Consider the following 21,290-nt stretch of genomic DNA (forward strand, 5'->3'; position numbering starts at 1 on the left):
CCGTCGTGAGGCGGGTGGGTGGCGTGCTCGCTCGCCCGGGAGGATTCGGGGTGCGGCTCAGCGGGGCGGGGCCGGCCGGAGCAGCATCCGCAGCGCGGTGACGGTGCCGTCCGCGCCGAGCACGGGCTCGCCCGCGCACTGGACGCTGTCGTGCCGCCCGTCGGTCCGGCGGATCCGCAGGGTGCCGGCGGCCGGGCGGCCGTGCACCAGGGCGTCGGTCATCATCCGGCGCAGCAGCGGCCGGTCCGCCTCGGGAAGGCGGTCGGGCAGCCGGTCGAGGCTGAGCGGGCCGCGGCCCGGGTCGCAGCCGAGGAGGAGGTAGGTCTCCGCGTTCCAGCGAATGCCGTCGGTCAGCAGGTCCCACTCGGCCGAGCCGACGAACCGGTCGTCGGCGCCGCCGTTGCCGAGGTAGGGGCCGGACGGCTCCTGCGCCGTGCCGTCCACTCTGCCGTCCGTTCCGCTGTCGGTGCCGCCGTCCGTTTCGTCGCGGGCGTGGTCGGTGCTGCCCGCGGCGCCCGGGCCGTCGGCGCCCGCCGGGGTGCCGTCCACCATGGCGGTGTCCGGCGGGCGGGCGGCGCCTAAGGGCATGTTCATGACGGGTCCATCGCTCGGTGCGACCAGCCGTGTGCGGGTCGTTGGGTAGTGAGAAGACTGTCGCACAGCGTCCTCGCCGCTGTGGGCGATTTGGACAGATCGCAGGCAAAATTCCCCTGGCATATGCCACTGTGGCAGCGGCCTTCGTCGCCCTGTGTGCGGAAGGGGGCCCGAGGCGGTAACCTTCGGTGATTCCGGCGCCCGGGCGCCCACCGCAGTACCGACCAGAGACCCCGGCGACGGAAATCCCGTTGCCACTACGACCGCCGCAACGGATGCTGACCTCATGTTCGAGCCAGTGATAGCACCCAGTGCCAGCCTCCTAGGCCTCCTGCAGCGAGGCCGTGGTGACGGGCAGCTCCATGCGCTGGCCGCCGACCGTGCCGAGGCCATCGCCGCGCTGGAGGAGTGCGTCACCAGGGATCCGCGGGCTGACTGGCAGGTCGAGAGCCGCTCCCTCTACTACGCCCGCCTCTACATGGAGCTGGAGGCCTCCCTCGACGGGATCGAGGACCACCTCCACTCAGCCGAGGACCTCGTCAGCGACGACGAGAACCGCACCGGTCTCGCCCTCTCCGTCCTGGGCCACCTCGCCGCCTACGGCCGGCGGGACGCACTGCTGATGCTGCGCGAGTACGCCGCCACGGGCGCCAACTGGGCCTGGGCCCTGGACGAGCTCGCCCTGCGCGACGACGACCGCGGCCTGCTGCTGCTCGGCACCGCCGTGCTGGACCGCTTCCCGCCGGGCCCCGAGGGCGACGCCGAGCTGCGCGAGTTCATCCGCAACGCGTACGAGCCCCGGCCCTGGCGGCTGTGGGCGGCCTACCACCCGAGAGTCTCCGCGGCGAGCGAGCAGTCACCCTTCGACCTCTGGCAGCGCCAGCTGAACCGCAGCGGCGTCACCCCGGGCTGGTCCACCGCCGACGTGCTGGTCTGGGCCGACCAGGGCGAGCTGGGCGACCTCGGCGCCGGCGCCTTCCTGTCCCGCCCGGAGCCCGTGCGGGCCGAGGACGACCCGTCCGCGCCCGATGCCGTGGACCGCCGCGCCGCCGCGGCCGCCCGCTGCCTGACCGCCGTGGTCCGCCCCGAGGATCGTCCCGTGCTGCTGGAAGCCGCCCGCGGCGGTCTGACCGGCGCCCGGCGGGCCGCCCTGCGCTACCTGGTCGACCAACGCGACCCGGCCGCCCTCGAACTGATCGAGGCTGCCGCAGCTGACGTGGACGACCGGATCGTGCGGGCCGCGCTGGAGCTGTTCGGCCGGATGCGCGGCCCCGAGGTGCTGGCGCAGGCCCGCCGCTGGGCCGACCCGGCCAGCGGGGGCGCCGACAGCGCGCTCGGCGAGGCCGCCGTCCGCCTGCTCGCCGACGCCGGGGAGCCGGTCGACGCGCCGCTGGTGGTCGCCGGGCTGCGCCGCTGGATGTCCGTGCGCGGGGTCAGCGGTACCGGGCTCGGTTCACTGGTCGACGGTGCGGGGCGGCTGGCCGCCGCCGACGCCGTACCGGTCCTGCGCCACATCTACGGGGAGGCCGCCTCCTCCGAACTGCGCGGCCGCGCCGCCCGGGCGCTCGCCGTCACCGATGTGCACTTCCCCGAGGGGCCCGCCGTCGAGTGCCTCTGGGACTGCGAGGAGTCCACGCGTGAGCTCGCCGCGCGCCATGTCGCCACCACGGGCGACGCGCGTGTGCTGGAGCGGCTGCGACGGCTCGCCGCCGACCCGGCCGAGGAGGCCGAGGTCCACGCCGCCGTCCGCGGCCGATTGACCGCCGCCCGGGAGTTCGGGCGTTAGGTCCCGTCGGCAGGCTCCCGCCTGCGGGGCGACGCCGGGGCGCTGGTCCTCAACGTTCAGTGGGCCGGGACACCGCGAAGGTGTCCCGGCCCACTGCTTTTCCGGCCGATCCGGCGTCTCGGATGTCTTTTGTGGAACGGCGTTCTACTTGATCGAACCCGCGTCCGGGGCCAGTACGCCGCCGGAGCGGGAGACGCCCGGGATCAGCGCCAGCGCCTGGGCGAAGCCGTGGCCGGCGCCGTGCGGCAGGGTCAGGTCGGTGATCGGACGGGCGTGGCGGACGGCGCGGGTGCGGTCCGCGAAGGCCAGGACCAGGCCGAAGACGATCAGCGTGGTGCCGATGATCCGAAGGTCGCGCAGATGCGTCTCGGTGGTGTCCCGGAACAGCTTGCCGAGGATGCCGATCGGCAGGGTGCTGATGATCACGAACCAGCCCGTCCGGGCGTCCGGGTCGGAGCGCAGCGCCGGGCGGAACAGCGACAGCGCCCAGGCCCGGATGATCCCGGCGATGTCCTTGCGGAAGTAGATCGGCACGGCGGCCTCGGTGCCCAGCTGGGTGACGGTGGTGAAGGCCGCGCCCGGGTCGTCCCAGCCCAGCAGGGCGGAGAACACCCGCAGATGGGCGCTGGAGGAGATGGGCAGGAACTCGGTGAGCCCCTGGATCAGGCCGAGAACGGCCCCGTGGAGCCAGTCGATCACCAGGCATCCGCCGGGGGTATCGGGCGGGCGCTGTGCTGGTGCGGCATCGGCGGGTCCTTGCGGGTCGGAGCGGGCGTGCGGACGACCGCGACCCGCGCGGACCCGGGCCGCGCGCGGGCCCGGCGCGCGGTCGATGGTACGGGGTGAAATTGACAGTTCTTTGTTCACCCTTTAATCGGCCTTTGCGCGCCGGGCCTCCACGGCTCAGCCGAGCGGCCGGGCCCTGACCCAGGTGCGGTCTTCCGTCAGATACGTCTCGACCCGCAGGCCGGCGTCCGCCAGGGCCTGTTCGAAGGCTTCCGTGGTGAGCGGACGGGACAGGAAGGTCTGCGTCCAGGTGCCGTCCGGGAACTCGTACTGCGCGTGGACGGAGTTCACCCCGTCGCCCACCGGTGTGGCGGAGAGGATCCGGGCCGTCCCGTCCGTTCCGATCCGGCTCTCGCGTGGCACGTTGAGGTGCCAGTCCTCACCCTCGCGCTGCACCAGCACGCAGCCGTCCTCGGCGACATGGCGGCGGCAGGTCTCCAACAGGCCCTGGCGGACGGCCACATCGCCGGCGTGCACCAGGAAGGAGGCGAGCATGACGACGTCGAAGCGCTCGCCGAGGTCCAGTTCCTCGATCGCGCTGCGCACGGTGCGGACGCCCGCGCGGACCCGGGCCACCATCTCGGCGGACTCGTCCACGGCCGTGACGGTGAAGCCGCGGTCGACCAGCGGGTGGGTCATCCGGCCGACGCCGCAACCCAGTTCGAGAATGCTCGCGCCGGGCGGCACGGCGGACTCGATCACGTCCGGTGCGTTGCCCACCGGGAGTCGGGTCCACACCTCGACCGCGCAGCCGTCCGGGGTGATCGCGCCCGCACCCGTGCCGTCGTAACCCCGGCGTCGCTCGTCGCTCATGTTCGTGTCGTTGCCCATGGGGACCATCGGAACACGGGCGGGGCGAGTGGGGAAGGACGGTTCGGCGGCTTTCGGTCAGTCTGTCGGCTCCGCCGGTGCACCGGTCCGTGCGGCGCCCTCCAGCTCGGCCACGGCTGCGCGCAGCCAGGAGAGTTCGGTCTCGGTCGTGGCGCGGGCGGTGAGCAGCAGGCCGCGCCGGAACGGGTCGGTGAACTCCTCGGCGCTGCGCGGACGGTCGCCGTCGTAGTAGAAGCTGGCCGGCTCGGAGAGGAACGCCAGTCGGCGGCGGAGCACGGCGGCCTGGGCGGCCGGGTCGTCGAGGTGGCGCAGGAAGGAGAGCAGGGTGGTCCAGCGGTTGCCGTCGCTGATGTCCAGCGGCTCGGGCGCGCGCAGGGTGTCGAGCAGTGCGGTGCGGCCGGCCTCGGTGAGGTGCAGGGTGTGTCGGGGTGCGGCGGCGCTGCCGGGCTCGGTCTCGCGGACCAGCAGGCCGTCGGCCTCCAGGCGCTTGATCGCGGGGTAGAGCGTGCCGTCGCTGATCGGGCGGATGTGGCCGGTGAGCCCGGCGAGGTGGCGGCGCAGCTCGTAGCCGTGCAGCGGCCGGTCGTACAGGAATCCGAGGATGGCGAGCTTCAGCATGGGGCCACCCTCTCAGATCCATGTCTCGTGGCGCGGGTATATCGCTTCCGTGATACCTCGGCATCGAGGTATGGTCTTCGCGATTCCACCGGCCTCTTCGAGTCCTTCGAGTCCTTCGAGTCCTTCGAACCAGGAGTGTGTGCGCATGCGCGAAGCCACCGTCACCCCGAACGGCGACCGGATCCGCTGGGTCGAACTGCCCGGCGCCGAGCCCGCCCGGGTCTACCTGCACGGGCTGGGCGCCAGCTCGCCGGTCTACTTCGCCGCGGCCGCGACCCACCCGCTGCTCACCGGGCGCCGCTCGCTGCTGCTCGACCTGCTCGGCTTCGGCATCAGTGACCGGCCCGGAGACTTCGACTACACCCTGGAGGCGCACGCCGACGCGGTCGCTGCGGCCGTAGCGGCGGCCGGGCTGGACCGGGTCGAGGTGGTCGGCCACAGCATGGGCGGCGCCATCGCGATCGTCCTGGCGCACCGGCACCCCGAACTGGTCGCGCGGTTGCTCCTGGTGGACGCCAACCTGGACCCGATCACCCCTGGTCGGCAGCGGATCGGCAGCAGCGGGATCGCGAGCTACACCGAGGCGGAGTTCCTGGCCGAAGGGCGGGCAGAGGTCGCCGAGCGGGTCGGCCCGTTCTGGTGGTCCACGATGCGGCTGGCCGGACCGGAGGGCCTGTACCGCAGCGCCCTGCACCTGGCCCGGGGCAGTGAGCCGGCCATGCGCGAACTGCTGCTCGGGCTGGACCTCCCGCGTACCTTCCTCCACCCGGCGGCGGACGGCGAGCCGGAGGGCGTCGACGGGCTGCAGGCGGCGGGCGTGCGGGTGGTGGCCGTGCCGGACTGCGGGCACAACATCATGCTCGACAATCTGGAGGGCTTCGCGAGCGCGGCCGCGGAAGCGCTCGGCGCGGAATGAGCTCAACGCGGCTGAGCTCAACGTCATGGGCTCGGCGTGGAAGGAGCTCAGCGCGCGTTGAGCCCGCAACGCGGGTTGAGTCCGAACTAGGCTGAACGGGACCGCCCGAGAGGAGCCCGCCCGATGCCGGTTGCCGTGCCGCCCGCGTTGACCGAGTCGCTGGAGGAGTTCCTGGGCGAGGAGGGCCGCGTCTGGGCGGCCCGACTCCCCATCCTGGCAGGAGAGTTGCTGGAGCGGTGGGAACTGCGCCCGGACGGGCCGACGTCCCACGGTGTGGTCGGACTGGTGCTGCCCGTGCGGCGCGCCGACGGAACGCCCGCGGTACTCAAGCTCCAGCCGGTGGACGAGGAGACGGCGGGCGAGCCCGACGCCCTGCGGGCCTGGGGCGGACGCGGCGCCGTCCGGCTGCTCGACTGCGAACCGGCTTCCGGCTCCATGCTGTTGGAGCGCCTGGACCCGTCGCGATCGCTGCTCGACCTGCCCGACCACCTGGCGGCGCTGCGAGTGATCGCCGAACTGCTCAGGGAGTTGACCAGGCATCAGGCTCCCGCGCGGCTGCGGAGGTTGACGGACCTCTCGGATGGCCTGCTGATGCGGGCCCCGGCGGTGGCGGCCGCCCTCGTCGACCCCGGCGAGCGGCGGCTGGTCGCCGACTGCGCGGCCGCCCTGCGTGAGGTCCGCGCCGAGCCGGGCGACCGGCTGCTGCACTGGGACCTGCACTACGGCAACGTCCTCGCCCCGCTGCCGGGCAGCGGCCGCGGACCCTGGCTGGCCATCGACCCCAAACCGCTCGCCGGGCACCCCGGCTTCGAGCTGCTGCCCGCCCTGCGCAACCGCTGGGACGACCTGCGGGCCGGGGGCAACCCGGGTCGGGCGCTGCGGTTGCGCTTCGACCTCCTGGTGGACGTACTGGAGTTGGACCGGGAGGTGGCCGCAGCCTGGACGCTGACCCGGGTGCTGCAGAACGCGGCCTGGGCGGCGGAGGAGGGCGAGACGGCGCTCGACCCGGCCCAACGCGCCATCGCCGAACTGCTGTTGGACCGTTCCTGACCTGCGGCGCTTCCGACCCAACGCTCCCGGCCTCAGCGCTCCCGCAGCAGTACGAAGCGCACCGGCGTCCCCGGCCGGGCCTGGGCGGCGGCCGAGAGGTCGGCGGCCGGTACGACGCCGACCACCGGGTAGCCGCCGGTGGTCGGATGGTCGGCCAGGAAGACCACCGGCTGCCCGTCCGGGGGGATCTGCACCGCGCCCAACACCATGCCCTCGCTGGGCAGTTCACCCTCCCGTGTACGGGCGACCGCAGGGCCCTCGGTGCGCAGCCCGATCCGGTTGCTCGCGGGGGAGACCCGGTACCCGTCCCGGGCCAGCCGGGCCAGTGCCGAGGGTGCGAACCAGTCCGCGCGCGGGCCGAGCCGCAATCGCAGCACCAGTTCGGCCGGGGGAGCGGGCAGCGGCACCAGGTCGGCCCGGTCCCGGTACGGCGGGGGAGCACCGACCGGCAGCCGGTCGCCCTCGGCCAGCGGGGCGGGGCCCAGGCCGGAGAGCAGGTCGGCGGAGCGGCTGCCGAGTACCGGTGGGACGTCGATGCCGCCCGCCACCGCCAGATAGCCGCGCACCCCGGCGGTCGCCGCGCCCACCTCGACCACCGCCCCGGACGGGACCGCGACCGGCGCACCCCAGGCGGCCGCCCGTCCGTCCACCGTCACCGGGGAGGGCGCGCCCGTGACCGCGACCAGCACCGGCCGGACGGCGCGCAGTGCGACCCCGCCGAGGGTGGTCTCCAACCCGGCGGCCCCCGGTTCGTTGCCGACCAGCCGGTTCGCCGCCCGCAGCGCCGGCTCGTCCAGCGCCCCGGCCCGGGGCACCCCGAGGTGGGCGACGCCGCGTCGCCCGAGGTCCTGGACGGTGGTCAGCGGCCCGGGCCGCACCACCTGCAGTTCGCCCAACTCAGCCCGCCCCTAAGCCAGCCCTTAAGCCCGTTCCGCCGTGAACCGTACCCGCACCCCCGGCGCCAGCAGCGCCGCCGGTTCGTGCTCCGGGTCCCAGAGTGCCAGCGCGGTGCGCCCGATCAGCTGCCAGCCGCCGGGGGAGGGGCTCGGGTAGACGCCGGTGTACGGGCCGGCCAGGGCGACCGAGCCGGCCGGGACGGAGCTGCGCGGGGTGTCCCGGCGCGGCACCTCGTACCGCGCCGGCAGCCCGGTGAGGTAGCCGAAGCCGGGGGCGAAGCCGCAGAAGGCGACCACGTACTCCGGCTCGGTGTGGATCCGTACGGCCGCCTCCTCGGAGACCCCCCAGAGCGCCGCGACCTCGGCCAGGTCGGCGCCGTCGTACACGGTCGGGACCTTCACGAGGGGGCCGCTCGCCGCGGCGGCCGCCCGTGGCCGGGCGGTGCGCAGCAGCGCCGCCACCGCCGGGACGTCCGCGACGCCGTCCAGCAGCACCGTGCGCGCGGCGGGCACGAGTTCCTCGACCTCGCCGAGTTTCCCGGCCGCCTGCCGCTCGCGCAGCCAGCCGTACAGGGCGGCGACCTCGGCCGCCCCCGGGAGCTCGACCAGCAGCGCCCGCTCGCCGACCCGCCGGACCGCGCCGACCGTCATGTGAACGCCTCGACCCGGACCCCGGCGGAGGCGAGGGCGCCGCGGATCCGCCAGGCGAGCTGCGCGGCGCCGGGGGTGTCGCCGTGGACGCACAGCGAGCGGGCCTCGACGCCGATCCGCTCGCCGCCGACGGCCTCCACCCAGCCGTCCCGGGCGATGCCGACGGCACGGGTGATCACCGACTCGGGGTCGTGCACCACCGCGTCGGGCTCGCGGCGCGGGACGAGGGTGCCGGCCCAGGTGTAGGCGCGGTCGGCGAAGGCCTCGGTGACCACCGGCAACCCGACGCCCTCGGCGACCGCGAGCAGCCGGGAGCCGGGCAGCCCGAGGACGGGCAGCGGCCCGTCGCAGACCGCGCCGGCCCGCAGCACCCCGGCCACCACGGCCTCGGCCTGCTCGGAGTCGGCGACCACCCGGTTGTACAGAGCGCCGTGCGGCTTGACGTAGGAGACCCGGGAGCCGGCGGCGCGGGCGAAGACCTGGAGGGCGCCGATCTGGTAGGCGATCTCGTCGGCGAGTTCCTCCGGGGGGACGTCCATCGCGCGGCGGCCGAAGCCGGCCAGGTCGCGGTAGGAGACCTGGGCGCCGATCCGGACACCGCGCTCGGCGGCCAGCGCGCAGACCCGGCGCATGGTCGACGGGTCCCCGGCGTGGAAGCCGCAGGCGACGTTGGCGCTGGTCACCACGGACAGCAGTGCCTCGTCGTCGGTCAGGCTCCAACGCCCGAACCCCTCGCCGAGGTCCGCATTGAGATCGATCACCGCATCGGCCACGCCCGTCCGCCTCCCAGCAGCTGTTGAGCCAGATGGTAGGGCCTGCGGATGAAGCCCGGTGTCCGTGACCCGGGCCCCCTCAGGGCCCACCAGCGCGCGGCCCCCGCCCGCGCGCCCCGGGTGGCGCCTGGGACCGCCGGCTCAGTTCGCGGCCAGGCGTTCCTGGAAGGAACGTTCCAGCGGACGCAGCGCCCGCATCACGATCAGCAGCGGAATGACGCCGAAGACCCCGAACGACATGTCGATAAACCGCCACACCACCGGAATGCCCCGCAGCGGTCCGCAGATCAGCGCCAGCGGGATCACGGCGCCGCAGGCGAGCACTGCCCAGCGGATCACCCAGATGTTGCGGACCGGGTCCTTGAGCGGGCCCCAGAAGGCGGCGGCGATCACCAGGTGGGCGAAGGCCAGCCAGTCGGTGCCGTACGCCAGGAAGGGGTAGCGCTCGTTGGTCTCGGTGATGCCCTGGTGGACCCGTTCGAACCAGGCGAGGACGGCCGGGAAGTGGTCGGTCAGCGGAGCGGCCGGGCCGGAGGCGAAGTCGACCAGCAGGCGGGTCTCGGTCTCCAGCGGGAACGCGGTCAGGCCGCTCAGCACCAGGCAGACCAGGAACAGCCGGAGCCACCGCCGGACCCGCCGCAGGATGACCGCAGGGTCGCCGTCCATCTCGTACACCTCCGAAACGGGCACGCCGCGCGGAAGCCGCGCCGGACGTGCCGAAGGGGCAGGCGGGCCTTGTCCCGTCTGCGCGGAACCGACTCTAGACCCTCGATTTGAACGTGTTCAACATGCCCCGGGGTGGCTCCGAACGCGCCCCGGGCCGCTCCGTCCCCGGGCCGCTCCGCCCCCGCCCGGCCCGGACGCGCGGATGCCCGGGCGCCGAAGCGGCACCCGGGCATCCGTGGAGCAGCGGCTAGGCCGTGTACGTGTACGTCACCGGCGCGCTGGTGCCGCCCGCCGTGGTGACCGTGACGTCCACCGGCCCGGGCTGGGCGGCCGCCGGAGCGGTGGCCGAGCAGAAGGACGGCCCGCAGGAGACGTGCGCGGCCGGCACCCCGCCGAAGGCGATCGAGCCGTACGCCAGGTTGCTGCCCTGGACGTACACCTGGGTCCCGCCGGCCACCGGCCCGCTGGTGGTGGTCAGGTTGCTGACCGCCGGCGCGGGCGGCGCCGGGGGTGGGTCGCCGGTGTAGTCGAAAGTGACCGGCGCCGCGGCCGTGCCGCCGGGGGTCACCACGCTGACGGGGGTGCTGCCCGAGCCGCCGGGCGTGGTCACCGTGCAGGTGGTGTCGGTGCAGGTGCCCGGCGCCGGGACGCCGCCGACCAGCACCATGCCGTTGGACAGGTTGTCGCCGCTGACGGTCACCGAGGTGCCGCCCGCGCCCGGGCCGGTGGTGGTGTCGAGGCCGGAGACGGCCGGGGCGGCCTGGACGGTCGCCGGCAGGTAGCTCTGGCTGCCGAGGTCGTATCGGGAGACGTGCCCGGTCGGGTCGGTGTCGTTCGGGTTGGCGGCCGTCACCGTGATCACCCCGGCGATCGGCACCCCGGGCGTGGTGTGGAGGTTGAGCTTCATGAACTCGCTCTTCCCGACCACCCGGGTGCCGGTGAGCACGGCCTCCAGGTGGCGGCCGTCGGGCGAGAGGGTCTCGGTGAACGTGTAGTCGTACGGCGTGGAGTAGAACATCGCGCCGTCGGTGGTGACGCCCGGCGGCAGGTCGACGGTGAAGTGCGTCGGGCCGGTCAGGTCCGAGGTGCCGGACGAGACCCAGCTTGCCGACATGGTGCCGGACCTGAAGAATCCCCCGGGGTAGTTCCCGCTCTGCGACACGGTCACGTGCTGGGCGGAGGTCGACTGCGCGTCGGTCGGCGCGGCCGCGGCGACGGCGGCACCGGTGGCGAGGGTGGTCACGGACAGCGCGGCGGCGAAGCCTGCTTTGGCCAGTCGGGTGATCATGGGTCGATCATCACCGAACCGCTCTGCCACCCCCACCGTTTTCTCGAATACCGGTTCGGGAATGGCGGAATCCCGTCGAAACCCCGTTCTGAATCCGGCCGGTACACCGCCGCTCACCTGCTCTCCGGCCCGCCCGCAAGGTCCGTTTCGGTCGATGTCGGTGCGAACCTCTAATCTTGTCCACCGTGACCGCCATCGCTGACCCGCCCACCGAGCACGGCCTCCGGCCGCCCGCCGGGCCCGCCGCCCCCGCGCGGCCCGCGCCCGGCCCCGCCGCCGACGAAGGCCTGGCCCGCCGGCTCAAGGCGCTGGCCTGCACCGCCCCGCTGCACGACCTGGACAACCGCAAGGTCAACCTGGCCGGCGAGTACGGCGGCTACGCGATGGCCGAGGTCGGCCTCGCCGCGATCGACCTGGTCACCCTGCACATGGACTTCGACACCGGGGCCGACCGCGACACAGTGCTCGCCCGGCTGCTGCCCCGGGTCGCCGCCCAGGCCCCGACCCGCCCCGCCCCCGAGCACGAGCGGGTTGCCCGCTGGGTGCTGGAGTCGCTGATCAACGTCGGCAGCGTGGACCGCGGCTTCCGCGCCGTCTACGGCACCTTCGGCGCGGACGGCGAGTACGTCCGGCGCGACTACGACTTCAAACTGATCGAGGAGGTCCCCGGCCCCGACGGCGGCGTCTACCTGCGCACCACCGACGAGGCGGTCAACGTCCTGGTCGGCGCGCTCGACACCGACGTCACCTCGGCCCAGATCGCCGCCGAGGTCAAGCTGGAGGTGCTGATCCGCCGCGGCCGGCTGGCCGACGCCCAGCTCGCCGCCGAACAGGCCCGGTACCGCACCGTCCAGTACGCCGAGACGCTGCGCCGCGCCCTCGACGCCACCCGCCGCAACGTCCGCGCGGTCGACTGGATGCGCGCCATCCCCGACCTCATCGACGAGGCGCTGGACCACATCGCCGACCGCTACCGGCACGAGAACGCGATTCTCACCAACATCCGCAAGGCCCGCGACGAGGCCGAGCCCCACACTCCCGAAGGGGCGGAGCACAAGCGCCGCGCCGCCGAACTGCTCGACATCGTCAAGGACTGCATCCGTCGCCACACGAAGCTGCAGACCCGCCTGCTGGAGGCCGGCCCGCTGTTCCGCGCCGAGCAGGACCGGCAGGCCTTCGCCACCCCCGGCGCCCGCAGCGGCATCGACCTGTACGGGCAGCTGCTCGCCCCCGTGCTGCGGCTGCCGATAGAGCAGGCCGTCCGCCCCACCGGCGCCTTCTTCGCCCGCGGCACCGGACTGCGCACGCCCGTGTCGGTCCGGGTCGCCGACCTGGTCGACCTGCTGCTCACCCCGCCGGTCGAGCGCGAGCACCTCGGCGCCGAACTGCCCGACCCGGACCTGGTCGCCACCCCGGACGACAGCCGCTTCTCCGAAGCCCAGCTGGAATCCGCCCTGGAACTGCTCGACCTGGCCCCGGACGCCCCCCGCCGGCTCTCCGGCCTGCTCGCCGACGCCCGCAAGCAGGACCCGGAACTCCCGTACCTGGTCGCCCTGCTGGCCGTGCACGCGGCCAGCCCGCCGGTCGGCACCGCCTACCGCCAGGGCGAGGAACGGCTGCTGTTCGCCGTGGACGACGGCACCCCGCTGCGCGACCCGGAGTTCGGCGGCGCCGACCTGATCGTCGGCAGCGCCCTGCTCGACGCGGTAGGCATGGCGGCCGACCGCAAGGACGCCGGCTGACCGGCCGAGCACCGACCAACCAGGCACCGAGCTTCGAAGAACCGACCTTCCAGGCACCGACCATCCAGGCACCGACCTTGACGCATCACCAGAACACCCGCAACAGCGACAGCCCCGAGGAGCACCGCCCGTGACGACCCACCACGACACGTCCTGGGCGGCCGAGACCGAACCCGCGGCCCCCGCGCCGATCACCCCGGCCGACGTCGCCGACGCCGCCCGGCTGGTCTCCTTCGGCCTCCAGGCCAAGCTGCTCCCCACCCGCGACGCCGAGTACGCCGAACTCGTCCGCCGCCACCGCGAGGACCCGCCGTTCGCCCGCCTCGCCGACGCCATCGCCACCGGCATGGGCCTGGTCGTCCTGGAGGTCTCGCCGCGGGCCGGCATGGCCGTCGCCGCCGCCGAGGACTCACTGTTCGCCGTCCGGATGGGCGACTACTCGCGCCGTGCCGCCTCCGAGACCACCGACCGCTTCCTGCACGGCCTGGCCCACCTCGCCGTCGCCGCCATGGCCTTCCCCCGCCCCGAGGACCTCGCCGACGACAGCTACCTCGGCCGGATCACCGTCAACGGCGTCGACTCCTTCGTCCGCCAGGCCTGCCGCCGACTGGAGGAGCAGGCCGACGCCGAGGGCGCCAACACCGACCCGGCCTCCGACGCCCCCGGCCTGGAGGCCGCCTGGCGGGTCTGGGCCCGGCGCACCGCCACCGGCGCCACCAAGGACGCCCGCCGGCTCTCCGGCTCCACCATCGGCATCGTCGCCAAGGCCGTCATGTTCCTGGTCGACTCCGGCTTCCTGCAGAAGGTCTCCGACGACTCCGGCGGCACCTACCGCACCACCGCCCGCTACCAGCTCCAGGTCCGCGACCTGGCCGGCAGCGCAGCGATGGCCGAACTGCTCGACCTCGGCATCGTCCCGGTCTCCGACGGCACCGCCAGCCTGCTGCCCCCGGACACCACCGACGAGCTGGTCGCCGACGCCGGCCTGCCGTTCCACTCGCTCTGACAGCAGAGTCCTGACGCCCCTTCTCACCACGCTCACGGAGAACCGCCGCACATGTACGAGCTCAACCGGGTCCGCCTCTACTCGATCGGACCGGCCGGCGCCCGCTACGCCGACACGGTGCTCGACCTGCGCGGTGTCGGTGAGCCCGTCGCCGACCCGGCCCCGCAGCAGATCGGCCTGTTCGGCGAGGACACCGACGGCCCGGTCCGCCGCCCCGCCCCGGCCGGCGTGCTCTTCCTGGAGAACGGCGGCGGCAAGTCCGTCCTGCTCAAGCTGATCTTCTCGGTCATGCTCCCCGGCCACCGCAACACCCTCGGCGGCGCCAGCTCCGGCGTGCTGCGCAAGTTCCTGCTCGCCGACGACTGCGGCCACGTCGCCCTGGAGTGGCAGCACACCGTCACCGGCGAGCTGATCGTGGTCGGCAAGGTCAGCGAGTGGCGCGGCCGCCAGGTCTCCTCCGACCCGCGCAAGTTCGCCGAGACCTGGTACTCCTTCCGCCCCGGCCCCGGCCTCACCCTCGACGCGCTGCCGGTGGCCGAACGCGTCAGCCTGGCGGGCGACCAGAAGGCCCGCGGCCGCCGCCGCACCATGAAGGGCTTCCGCGACGCCCTCACCGAGGCGGGCAAGGCCCACCCCCACCTCGACCTGGTCTTCGAGGACGGCCACGACCGCTGGACCGAACACCTCGGCGAACTCGGCCTCGACCCCGAACTCTTCCGCTACCAGCGCGAGATGAACGCCGACGAGGGCGAGGCGGCCGGCCTCTTCGCGGTCAAGCACGACAGCGACTTCACCGACCTGCTGCTGCGCGCCGTCACCGACACCCGGGACACCGACGGCCTCGCCGACCTCGTGCACGGCTTCGCCGCCAAGCTCGGCCGCCGCGCCGAACTCACCGCCGAACGCGACTTCACCGCCGGCTCGCTCGACCTGCTGGAACGCATCGTCGAGGCCACCACCGCCCGCGAGACCGTCCGCGAGGCCCACCGCACCGCCGAGCGCCGCACCCGCCGCCTGGCCCACGCCCTCACCTCCCGTGCCGCCGCCGAACGCGACCGCGCCCAGGACCTCGCCATCGAGGTCGCCGCCGCCGCGAGCGCCGTCACCTCCGCCGAGGCCGACCGCACCCGGCACAGCCTGATCGCCGACGAACTCACCCACCGGCACGCCACGTTGAGCCTCGCCGCGGCCACCGCCGAGGCCGCCGCGCTGCGCCGCGAACTCATCGACGCCCGCACCCTGTACTCCGCCTGGCAGGCCGCCGAGGCCGTGCTGCGCCACCGCGCCGCCGCCGACCGGGTCGCCCGGGTCGGCGCCGCCATCCGCGAGGCCGAGCTGGACGCCGCCCCCGCGCTCGCCGCCCGCGCCCGCGCCGCCACCGCGCTCGCCCGCGCCCTGGAAACCGCGGCCGCGGCCGCCGAGTCCCGCGCCGACACCGAGGAACAGCGCGCGAGCGAGCTCCAGGAGGACGGCGCCAAGGCGCAGTCCGACGCCACCGAGGCCGCCACCGCCGCCCAGAAGGCCCGCAGCGAGGCCGAACACCTGCGCCAGCGCCTCGCCGAGGTCGAGCAGGAGACCGCCGCCGCCGTCGAGGCCGGCTTCATCGACGCCGACGGCGACGTGGACCCGGCCCGCGCCGCGCTGCACGCCGCCGACGTCGAGAAGGCCGCCGCCGCGTCCCTCGCCCAGGCCCGCGCCGCCGCCGAAGCCTCCGCCGCCCGGCTGCGCGAGGCCGCCGCCGCCACCTCCCGCGCCGAACTCGCCGCCGAGCGGGCCGGCGACGCCCGCAAGGGCGCCGCCCAGGCCCTGGCCGCCGAGCAGCGCACCGCCGCCCTGCTCGCCACCGAGCAGCGGCTCGCCGACCTGCTCTCCCTGACGCCCTACCAAGAGGGCGCCGAGGAGGACGCCGGCTTCCTCACCCCCGCCGTGCTCGACCGCAACGCCGAGTACCTGCGCGAACTCCTCGACGAGGCCATCGCCACCGCCGAGCGCACCCTGTTCGACCTGCGCACCGCCGCCGCCGACGACTCCCGCATCCTCGCCGCGCTCGGCGACGGCGGCCTGCTGCCGCCCGGGCCCGACGTGCTGGCCACCGTCGAGTACCTCGCCGAGCACGGCATCCCGGCCCTGCCCGGTTGGCGCTACCTCGCCCAGTCCGTCGACCCGGCCGACCACGAGGCGATCCTCGCCGCACGCCCCGAACTGGTCGACGGTGTGGTCGTCACCGATCCGTCCTCGCTGGAGCGCGCCCGCGAGGCCCTGCAGGCCGCCGCCCTGCTGCCGCGCTCCACCGTGGCCGTCGGCGCCGCCGCCTCGCTGATCGCCCCGATCACCGACCAGCCGACGTTCTTCCTGGTGCCGCCGAACCCGGCCATGCACGACGAGTCCGCCGCCGACGGCGAGCGCCGCGAACTGCGCGCCCGCGCGAGCGCCCGAGAGGAGCACATCCGCGAACTCGCCGGCCGCCTCGGCGCCGACCGCGCCCTCGCCGCCCGCCTCGCCTCCTGGCACGCCAGCTGCCCTCCCGGCACCCTCGCCGAACTCGCCGCCGCCGCCGAGGCCGCCCGCGAGCACGCCGAGCAGGCCGCCGCCGCCCTGGCCACCCTGCGCGCCGAGCACGACGAGGCCGAGACCGACCACGCCACCGCCGCCTCCGCCCACGAGGAGCACCGCGAGGCCGCCCAGCGCGCCCGCCGCCGCGCCGACGCCCTCTCCGGCCTCGCCTTCCGCCTGCGCGAACGCGCCAACTGGGCCCGCCGCCAGCGCGAGTTGGCCGAGGACGCCGCCGAGTGCGACCGCCGCCAGGCCCTCCGCGCCGAACGCGCCCGCACCTGCGACGAGGACCGCCGCGCCGCCCAGCGCGCCGCCGACGACGCCCGTCGCACCGGACGCGCGCTGCGCGCCGAACGCGCCGAGATCCCCGCCGCCGAGCAGGCCGACGAGCCCGCCGAGCAGACCGCCCCCGCCGCGCTGCCCGCCCTGCGCGAGGCCTACCGGGCCGCCTCCCAGCTGTACGAGAAGGTCGGCGTCGGCGCCGACCTGCGCGCCGAACAGGCCCGCGCCGAGGGCGACGAGGCCGCCGCCGCGGCCGAACTCGACCGCCTCACCAACAAGGTCCGCACCCGCGCCGAGGAGCTCCTCGGCAGCCCCGACGGCGCCGACGGCCCGGCCCGCCAGGCCGCCGCCGCCCGCGCCGAGGAGCTGGTCGCCACCATCGAGGCCCGCTCCGCCGCCGCCAGCGAGCAGCTCGGCCGCCTGCGCGGCGAGGCCGAGCGCTCCGCCCCCGCCGACGGCGAGGCGCACACCGAGCTGCCCGAGGACCTCGTCCCCACCGACCCCGAGCACGCCCAGACCCTGCTGCGCACCGCCACCAGCCGGCTCGCCGAGTGCCGTGAGGCCGTGGACGCCGCCCGCACCGCCCACGCCGACCTGCAGCGCACCTTCGACACCGCCCAGTCCGCCGCCGCCGACTTCGACGAACTGGCCGGCCAGCTGCGCGACGGACTGCGCGACCACCAGGACGACGCGGACGACCCGGCCGAGCCGTACCTCGGCTACCTCGCCGAGGCCCGCACCACCTCCACCGAGGCCCGTCGCAGCCTGCGGACCGCGGCCGGCGAGCTGTCCTCCGCCGAACTCGCCGTCCGCGACGCCGCCGACGCCCTGGTCCGGCACGCCAACGCGGCCCGCTACGAGGCCGTCCGCACCCCCGCCCGCCAGCAGATCCGCGAACTGCCCGCCTCCGCGCTGCCCGAGCACGCCGCCGCCTGGGCGGCCGCCTTCGCGCCCCGGCTGCGGGTGCTCACCGACGAGCTCGCCCAACTGGAGAAGAACCGCGGCTCGATCGTGGACCGGCTGCGCGGTCTGGTCGAGTCCTCGCTCACCACCCTGCGCGCCGCCCAGCGGCTCTCCAGGCTCCCCGAGGGCCTGGGCGAGTGGTCCGGCCAGGAGTTCCTGCGGATCCGCTTCGAGGACCCGGACCACGCCACCCTGGTCGAGCGCCTCGGCGAGGTCATCGACGAGGCCACCCGCGCCGCCGTCAGGAAGAACAGCGACCTGCGCCGCGACGGCATGTCCCTGCTGCTGCGCGGTGTCGCCGCCGCGATCGGCCCCAAGGGCGTCAGCGTCGAGATCCTCAAGCCCGACGCGGTGCTGCGGGCCGAGCGGGTCGGCGTCGGCCAGATGTCCGACGTCTTCTCCGGCGGCCAGCTGCTCACCGCCGCCATCGCGCTCTACTGCACGATGGCCGCGCTGCGCGCCAACGACCGCGGCCAGTCCCAGCTGCGGCACGCCGGCACGCTGTTCCTGGACAACCCGATCGGTCGCGCCAACGCCACCTACCTGCTGGAACTCCAGCGCGCCGTGGCGGACGCGCTCGGCGTCCAGCTCATCTACACCACCGGCCTGTTCGACACCACCGCGCTCGCCGAGTTCCCGCTGGTGATCCGCCTGCGCAACGACGCCGACCTGCGGGCCGGCCTGAAGTACATCTCGGTGGAGGAGCACCTGCGCCCGGGCCTGCCGGCCCAGCAGGACCCGGACGGCCCGACCATCCACGGTGAGATCACCGCCACCCGGATGTTCAAGCGCCCTGCGGAGGTTCCCGCGCAGGCGTGAAGTCGTTAGCGTGATCGGCATGCTGACGATCGCGCACCTCAGTGACATCCACCTCGGCCAGGAGTACCGCCGGGACCGCGGCAAGCGGGCCCGGCGGCGGGCCGAGCAGGTGATGGCGTACCTCAACGCCCTGCCCGGCCCGCTGGACGCGGTGCTGGTCACCGGCGACCTCACCGACCACGGCCTGCCGACCGAGTACGAGCAGGTGGCCAAGGTGTTGACCTCCCGGCACCCGGTCCTCACCTGCCCCGGCAACCACGACAGCCGGGCGCCCTACCGCGAGGTGCTGCTCGGCGAGGCGCCGGAGGAGGGGCCGGTGAACCGGCTGCACCAACTCCCCGGCGCGGACGTGCTGATGCTCGACTCATCCATACCCGGCCAGCACGACGGCCTGTTGGACGACGGCACGCTGGACTGGCTGGACGCCCGACTCGGCTCGGGGCGAACCGAGGTGCCCGCCCTGGTGGCCTTCCACCACCCGCCGGTCGAACTGCACATACCGATGGTCGACGGGATCCGTCAGTTCGGCGAAGCGCGCCTCGCACGGGTGCTGCGCCGTCACCCCCGGGTGAGTGCCCTGCTCTGCGGCCACTCCCACACCCCCGCCGCGACCACCTTCGCCGGACTGCCGGTGCTGGTCGCGCCCGGCGTGGTCTCCACCACCACGCTGGCCTGCGAGGGCGGGCGTGGCATCTCCTTCGGTCACCCGCCGATGCTCGCCTTCCACGTCCTGGACGGGGACGGCCGGATCACCACCCACTACCGGGCCGTCCCGGTCGGTTAGCCGTCCGTCAACCGGCGCAGGATCGCCATGAGTTCGGTGGGCGGCACGATGGAGAAGGAACGCCGGGCCTCGTCGATCTGCGTCAGGTTGGTGACCGTGCCCTGGTGCCACCAGTAGAGCCGGGGCGAGAGCGGGCCCGGGTTCTCCGAGTGGACGCGCAGCGTGATCGAGGCCAAGTCGTTGACGGCGCCCGCGACTTTGGACTCGGTGAGCGGGTGGAAGAACAGGTAGTCCCGGCTGGGCACGGTGAACAGGGCGCCTTCCTCGGGGAGTTCGCGCCCGGTCACCGCGCGGGCCAGCTCGTCCAGCACCAGTGCCTTGCTGGCGACGAACATCGAGTCGCCGGTCACCGCGTACAGGGTCGAGCTCTCGGTCGGGCCCTCCACGACGTCGAACTCCACCGGATCGGCGATCAGGTTGGCCCGCCCGGCGGCCCGCAGCCGCTCCAAGCCGACCTCGGCGACGAACCGGTCGTCCAGCGTCCGCACGGTCTCCGGCAGGTCCAGGCAGAGCGCCTCCAACAGGCCGGTGGCGACCGGACGGAGGTAGCTGAAGGAGGGCGCCATCTCGGCCGGGATCGCGTCGTCGGCGATCAGCCGGAGGTAGGCGCAGCGGAGGACGTCGTCCTGGCCGTCCGGCGTCGACTCCGCAGCGCCGGCCAGGGCGCGGAAATGGCGCTCCACGAGCCGGGGCCACTCGCCCGGCTCGGCGCGGCGGCAGAACTCGGCGAGGTTGTACAGGTTGCTGGCGCCCTCGGCCCGGTGGACGGACTGGCCGGAGACGGTCGCCTGCACGCCGATGCCCGCGTGGTACCGGCGCACCAGCTCGCGCAGGTGGTCGGCCTGGTCGGTCGTCAGGGCCGTGAGATCGGGGTCGTACTGGGGTGCTGTCTTGGAACGGAAGAACTTCATGCGCCCGACTCTAGGGGGGCGCCCTGACGCCGGATCGGGGGTCGTGTCAGCCTACGGCTAGGTGGTCGGCACCCGGCGCTGGTACGGCGGCTGCGGCGGGTACGGCTGCTGGGGCGGGTACTGTTGCGGCGCCGCGCCGCCGGGGCGGGGGAGCGGACGGGCGGCCGGAGGCTCGGGGGCCACCCGGCTGCCCGCCATCGGGTACGCGGAGTTCGGCCCGCGCATCCGCTGGGCGGCGACCTGGCGGGAGATCAGGATCTCCAGCAGGCACCACATCGTGCCGAACACCCCGAGCCCCATCGCCATCAGCGCGGGCGTCATCAGCCAACTGCCCGCGTACGAGGCCAGGGTCGCGACCACCACGCCCACCAGGGTGAAGGCCAGACAGAGCACCGCCCGGACTGCGGCGGCGCGCACCTCGTCGGGCAGGCGGCGACGGCGGCGTGGCACGGGCATCGGGCGACCCCCAGGCGCGACTTCGATGACGGACACGGAGCGGGCGCTCGCGTTACGCGCCCCCTCGCCTCACTCTGCCCCGCCGAACCCGTGCTATGCGTCCGAACCCACCGAATTGCCGCCAAAGCGTGTCATCCGGGCAGGCGGCAGCGCCCCGTCGGCGCGCGCCGGGTGCCGCTCAGCCCAACTGCTGGTTGAGCTCCTCCAGGGCGCCCGTCACGATCGTGCGCATCGCCGCCTCGGCATGGCCGGCGTCCCCCGCGCAGATCGCTTCGGCGACCTCGCGGTGCAGCCGGATCGCGTACGGCTCCGGCTGATGGGGCATCAGATGGTACTCGGTCCGGCCGGTGAGCACCGCCCCCACGGTGTCCCCGAGGTGGGCGAACATCTCGTTGCCGGAGGCGCGCAGCACCAGGGCGTGGAAGGCGATGTCGTGCTCGAGGAAGGTGGCCAGGTCGGCCGCCCGCGCGGTGACCGTCAACTCCACGGCCAGCGAGCTGAGTTCGCGCCGGTCGTCGTCGGTCGCGTGGACGGCGGCGAGCGCGGCCGCGGCGGGCTCGACGGCGACCCGCAGCGAACCGAGCGAGCGCAGCTGGGCCGAGCGGTCCGAGCCGGCCAACCGCCAGCGGATCACCATCGGGTCGAAGACGTCCCAGAGCGACTTGGGCTGCACGGTGATCCCGACCCGTCGCCGGGAGGCCACCAGGCGCATCCCCTCCAGGACCCGCACCGCCTCCCGGACCACTGTCCGGGACACCCCGAAGCGCTCCTCGAGTTCCTCCCCGCGCAGTACCGCGCCCTCGGGAATCTCCCCCGACGCGATCGCCGGCCCGAGCTCGCCAAGCACCCGACCGGGCAGCCCCTGGATCTCCATCCGCCCAGCGTAGACGCCCACCGTCGCGAGCCCCACGTCGCCCTC

The 21,290-nt window shown here is 74.6% G+C and carries 19 protein-coding genes; 7 read left to right on the forward strand and 12 right to left on the reverse strand.

Features of this window, described 5'->3' with window-relative positions; genetic code table 11:
* Positions 1-57 precede the first annotated feature (57 nt).
* Entirely contained in the window at positions 58-594 is a 537-nt protein-coding gene (locus tag ACH4E7_RS34630; RefSeq protein WP_396253128.1) for a PAS domain-containing protein, read from the reverse strand.
* Between the two features lie 286 nt (positions 595-880).
* Here ACH4E7_RS34630 and ACH4E7_RS34635 point away from each other — a divergent pair, with 286 nt between their 5' ends.
* The gene (locus ACH4E7_RS34635; RefSeq protein ID WP_396253129.1) at positions 881-2,380 is read left to right on the forward strand and encodes a HEAT repeat domain-containing protein; all 1,500 of its coding nucleotides are present in this window, start codon (positions 881-883) and stop codon (positions 2,378-2,380) included.
* 144 nt (positions 2,381-2,524) lie between these two features.
* Here the strand turns inward: ACH4E7_RS34635 and ACH4E7_RS34640 are convergent, their stop codons facing one another.
* From ACH4E7_RS34640 to ACH4E7_RS34650, 3 genes are all read right to left on the reverse strand, one after another.
* Positions 2,525-3,079, reverse strand: coding sequence for an undecaprenyl-diphosphate phosphatase (locus ACH4E7_RS34640; protein WP_396253130.1), 555 nt, complete (start codon positions 3,077-3,079; stop codon positions 2,525-2,527).
* Between the two features lie 204 nt (positions 3,080-3,283).
* The gene (locus ACH4E7_RS34645) at positions 3,284-3,997 is read right to left on the reverse strand and encodes a class I SAM-dependent methyltransferase (RefSeq protein WP_396253131.1); all 714 of its coding nucleotides are present in this window, start codon (positions 3,995-3,997) and stop codon (positions 3,284-3,286) included.
* A 57-nt stretch (positions 3,998-4,054) separates the two neighbouring features.
* The gene (locus tag ACH4E7_RS34650) at positions 4,055-4,615 is read right to left on the reverse strand and encodes a PadR family transcriptional regulator (protein ID WP_396253132.1); all 561 of its coding nucleotides are present in this window, start codon (positions 4,613-4,615) and stop codon (positions 4,055-4,057) included.
* A gap of 145 nt (positions 4,616-4,760) precedes the next feature.
* Here ACH4E7_RS34650 and ACH4E7_RS34655 point away from each other — a divergent pair, with 145 nt between their 5' ends.
* Both ACH4E7_RS34655 and ACH4E7_RS34660 read left to right on the forward strand, forming a co-directional pair.
* Positions 4,761-5,531 carry an alpha/beta fold hydrolase gene (locus ACH4E7_RS34655; RefSeq protein ID WP_396253133.1) on the forward strand — a complete coding sequence of 257 codons (771 nt, stop codon included), beginning with the start codon at positions 4,761-4,763 and terminating at the stop codon, positions 5,529-5,531.
* 123 nt (positions 5,532-5,654) lie between these two features.
* Complete coding sequence (locus ACH4E7_RS34660; protein ID WP_396253134.1) at positions 5,655-6,581, forward strand: aminoglycoside phosphotransferase family protein; 927 nt, start codon at positions 5,655-5,657, stop codon at positions 6,579-6,581.
* A gap of 32 nt (positions 6,582-6,613) precedes the next feature.
* Here the strand turns inward: ACH4E7_RS34660 and ACH4E7_RS34665 are convergent, their stop codons facing one another.
* From ACH4E7_RS34665 to ACH4E7_RS34685, 5 genes are all read right to left on the reverse strand, one after another.
* On the reverse strand, positions 6,614-7,477 hold the full coding sequence (locus tag ACH4E7_RS34665) for a biotin-dependent carboxyltransferase family protein (RefSeq protein ID WP_396253135.1): 864 nt from the start codon (positions 7,475-7,477) through the stop codon (positions 6,614-6,616).
* 24 nt (positions 7,478-7,501) lie between these two features.
* Positions 7,502-8,128 carry a 5-oxoprolinase subunit PxpB gene (gene pxpB, locus ACH4E7_RS34670; protein WP_396253136.1) on the reverse strand — a complete coding sequence of 209 codons (627 nt, stop codon included), beginning with the start codon at positions 8,126-8,128 and terminating at the stop codon, positions 7,502-7,504.
* Positions 8,125-8,901 carry a LamB/YcsF family protein gene (locus tag ACH4E7_RS34675; protein ID WP_396253137.1) on the reverse strand — a complete coding sequence of 259 codons (777 nt, stop codon included), beginning with the start codon at positions 8,899-8,901 and terminating at the stop codon, positions 8,125-8,127. Before ACH4E7_RS34675 ends, pxpB begins: the two co-directional genes overlap by 4 nt.
* A gap of 141 nt (positions 8,902-9,042) precedes the next feature.
* Positions 9,043-9,567 (reverse strand): hypothetical protein, encoded by a 525-nt coding sequence (locus ACH4E7_RS34680; protein WP_396253138.1) that lies wholly within the window; start codon positions 9,565-9,567, stop codon positions 9,043-9,045.
* Positions 9,568-9,814: 247 nt separating this feature from the next.
* The gene (locus ACH4E7_RS34685; protein WP_396253139.1) at positions 9,815-10,855 is read right to left on the reverse strand and encodes an IPT/TIG domain-containing protein; all 1,041 of its coding nucleotides are present in this window, start codon (positions 10,853-10,855) and stop codon (positions 9,815-9,817) included.
* Between the two features lie 185 nt (positions 10,856-11,040).
* Here ACH4E7_RS34685 and ACH4E7_RS34690 point away from each other — a divergent pair, with 185 nt between their 5' ends.
* From ACH4E7_RS34690 to ACH4E7_RS34705, 4 genes are all read left to right on the forward strand, one after another.
* Entirely contained in the window at positions 11,041-12,597 is a 1,557-nt protein-coding gene (locus ACH4E7_RS34690; RefSeq protein ID WP_396253140.1) for a hypothetical protein, read from the forward strand.
* A 130-nt stretch (positions 12,598-12,727) separates the two neighbouring features.
* Entirely contained in the window at positions 12,728-13,603 is an 876-nt protein-coding gene (locus tag ACH4E7_RS34695) for a hypothetical protein (RefSeq protein ID WP_396253141.1), read from the forward strand.
* A 51-nt stretch (positions 13,604-13,654) separates the two neighbouring features.
* The gene (locus ACH4E7_RS34700) at positions 13,655-18,220 is read left to right on the forward strand and encodes a hypothetical protein (protein WP_396253142.1); all 4,566 of its coding nucleotides are present in this window, start codon (positions 13,655-13,657) and stop codon (positions 18,218-18,220) included.
* 19 nt (positions 18,221-18,239) lie between these two features.
* Positions 18,240-19,004: a metallophosphoesterase gene (locus tag ACH4E7_RS34705; protein ID WP_396253143.1), complete on the forward strand. Its 765-nt coding sequence runs from the start codon at positions 18,240-18,242 to the stop codon at positions 19,002-19,004.
* Here ACH4E7_RS34705 and ACH4E7_RS34710 read toward each other — a convergent pair.
* From ACH4E7_RS34710 to ACH4E7_RS34720, 3 genes are all read right to left on the reverse strand, one after another.
* Complete coding sequence (locus tag ACH4E7_RS34710) at positions 19,001-19,915, reverse strand: hypothetical protein (protein WP_396253144.1); 915 nt, start codon at positions 19,913-19,915, stop codon at positions 19,001-19,003. The two genes, ACH4E7_RS34705 and ACH4E7_RS34710, sit on opposite strands and share 4 nt — an antisense overlap.
* 57 nt (positions 19,916-19,972) lie before the next feature.
* Positions 19,973-20,371 (reverse strand): hypothetical protein, encoded by a 399-nt coding sequence (locus ACH4E7_RS34715; RefSeq protein ID WP_396253145.1) that lies wholly within the window; start codon positions 20,369-20,371, stop codon positions 19,973-19,975.
* 178 nt (positions 20,372-20,549) lie between these two features.
* Positions 20,550-21,245: a FadR/GntR family transcriptional regulator gene (locus ACH4E7_RS34720; protein WP_396253146.1), complete on the reverse strand. Its 696-nt coding sequence runs from the start codon at positions 21,243-21,245 to the stop codon at positions 20,550-20,552.
* Positions 21,246-21,290: the final 45 nt, after the last annotated feature.

Origin of the sequence: Kitasatospora sp. NPDC018058 (assembly GCF_044327205.1) — a bacterium.
In the GTDB taxonomy this organism is placed as follows: Bacteria; Actinomycetota; Actinomycetes; order Streptomycetales; family Streptomycetaceae; genus Kitasatospora.

Excerpts from the sequence above, each read along its gene's own strand:
- ACH4E7_RS34635 (WP_396253129.1), top strand. The coding sequence starts at position 881 with ATGTTCGAGCCAGTGATAGCACCCAGTGCCAGCCTCCTAGGCCTCCTG.
- ACH4E7_RS34660 (WP_396253134.1), top strand. The coding sequence starts at position 5,655 with ATGCCGGTTGCCGTGCCGCCCGCGTTGACCGAGTCGCTGGAGGAGTTC.
- ACH4E7_RS34685 (WP_396253139.1), bottom strand. The coding sequence starts at position 10,855 with ATGATCACCCGACTGGCCAAAGCAGGCTTCGCCGCCGCGCTGTCCGTG.
- ACH4E7_RS34630 (WP_396253128.1), bottom strand. The coding sequence starts at position 594 with ATGAACATGCCCTTAGGCGCCGCCCGCCCGCCGGACACCGCCATGGTG.
- ACH4E7_RS34680 (WP_396253138.1), bottom strand. The coding sequence starts at position 9,567 with ATGGACGGCGACCCTGCGGTCATCCTGCGGCGGGTCCGGCGGTGGCTC.
- ACH4E7_RS34715 (WP_396253145.1), bottom strand. The coding sequence starts at position 20,371 with ATGCCCGTGCCACGCCGCCGTCGCCGCCTGCCCGACGAGGTGCGCGCC.
- ACH4E7_RS34655 (WP_396253133.1), top strand. The coding sequence starts at position 4,761 with ATGCGCGAAGCCACCGTCACCCCGAACGGCGACCGGATCCGCTGGGTC.
- pxpB (WP_396253136.1), bottom strand. The coding sequence starts at position 8,128 with ATGACGGTCGGCGCGGTCCGGCGGGTCGGCGAGCGGGCGCTGCTGGTC.
- ACH4E7_RS34645 (WP_396253131.1), bottom strand. The coding sequence starts at position 3,997 with ATGGGCAACGACACGAACATGAGCGACGAGCGACGCCGGGGTTACGAC.
- ACH4E7_RS34650 (WP_396253132.1), bottom strand. The coding sequence starts at position 4,615 with ATGCTGAAGCTCGCCATCCTCGGATTCCTGTACGACCGGCCGCTGCAC.
- ACH4E7_RS34705 (WP_396253143.1), top strand. The coding sequence starts at position 18,240 with ATGCTGACGATCGCGCACCTCAGTGACATCCACCTCGGCCAGGAGTAC.
- ACH4E7_RS34700 (WP_396253142.1), top strand. The coding sequence starts at position 13,655 with ATGTACGAGCTCAACCGGGTCCGCCTCTACTCGATCGGACCGGCCGGC.
- ACH4E7_RS34710 (WP_396253144.1), bottom strand. The coding sequence starts at position 19,915 with ATGAAGTTCTTCCGTTCCAAGACAGCACCCCAGTACGACCCCGATCTC.
- ACH4E7_RS34720 (WP_396253146.1), bottom strand. The coding sequence starts at position 21,245 with ATGGAGATCCAGGGGCTGCCCGGTCGGGTGCTTGGCGAGCTCGGGCCG.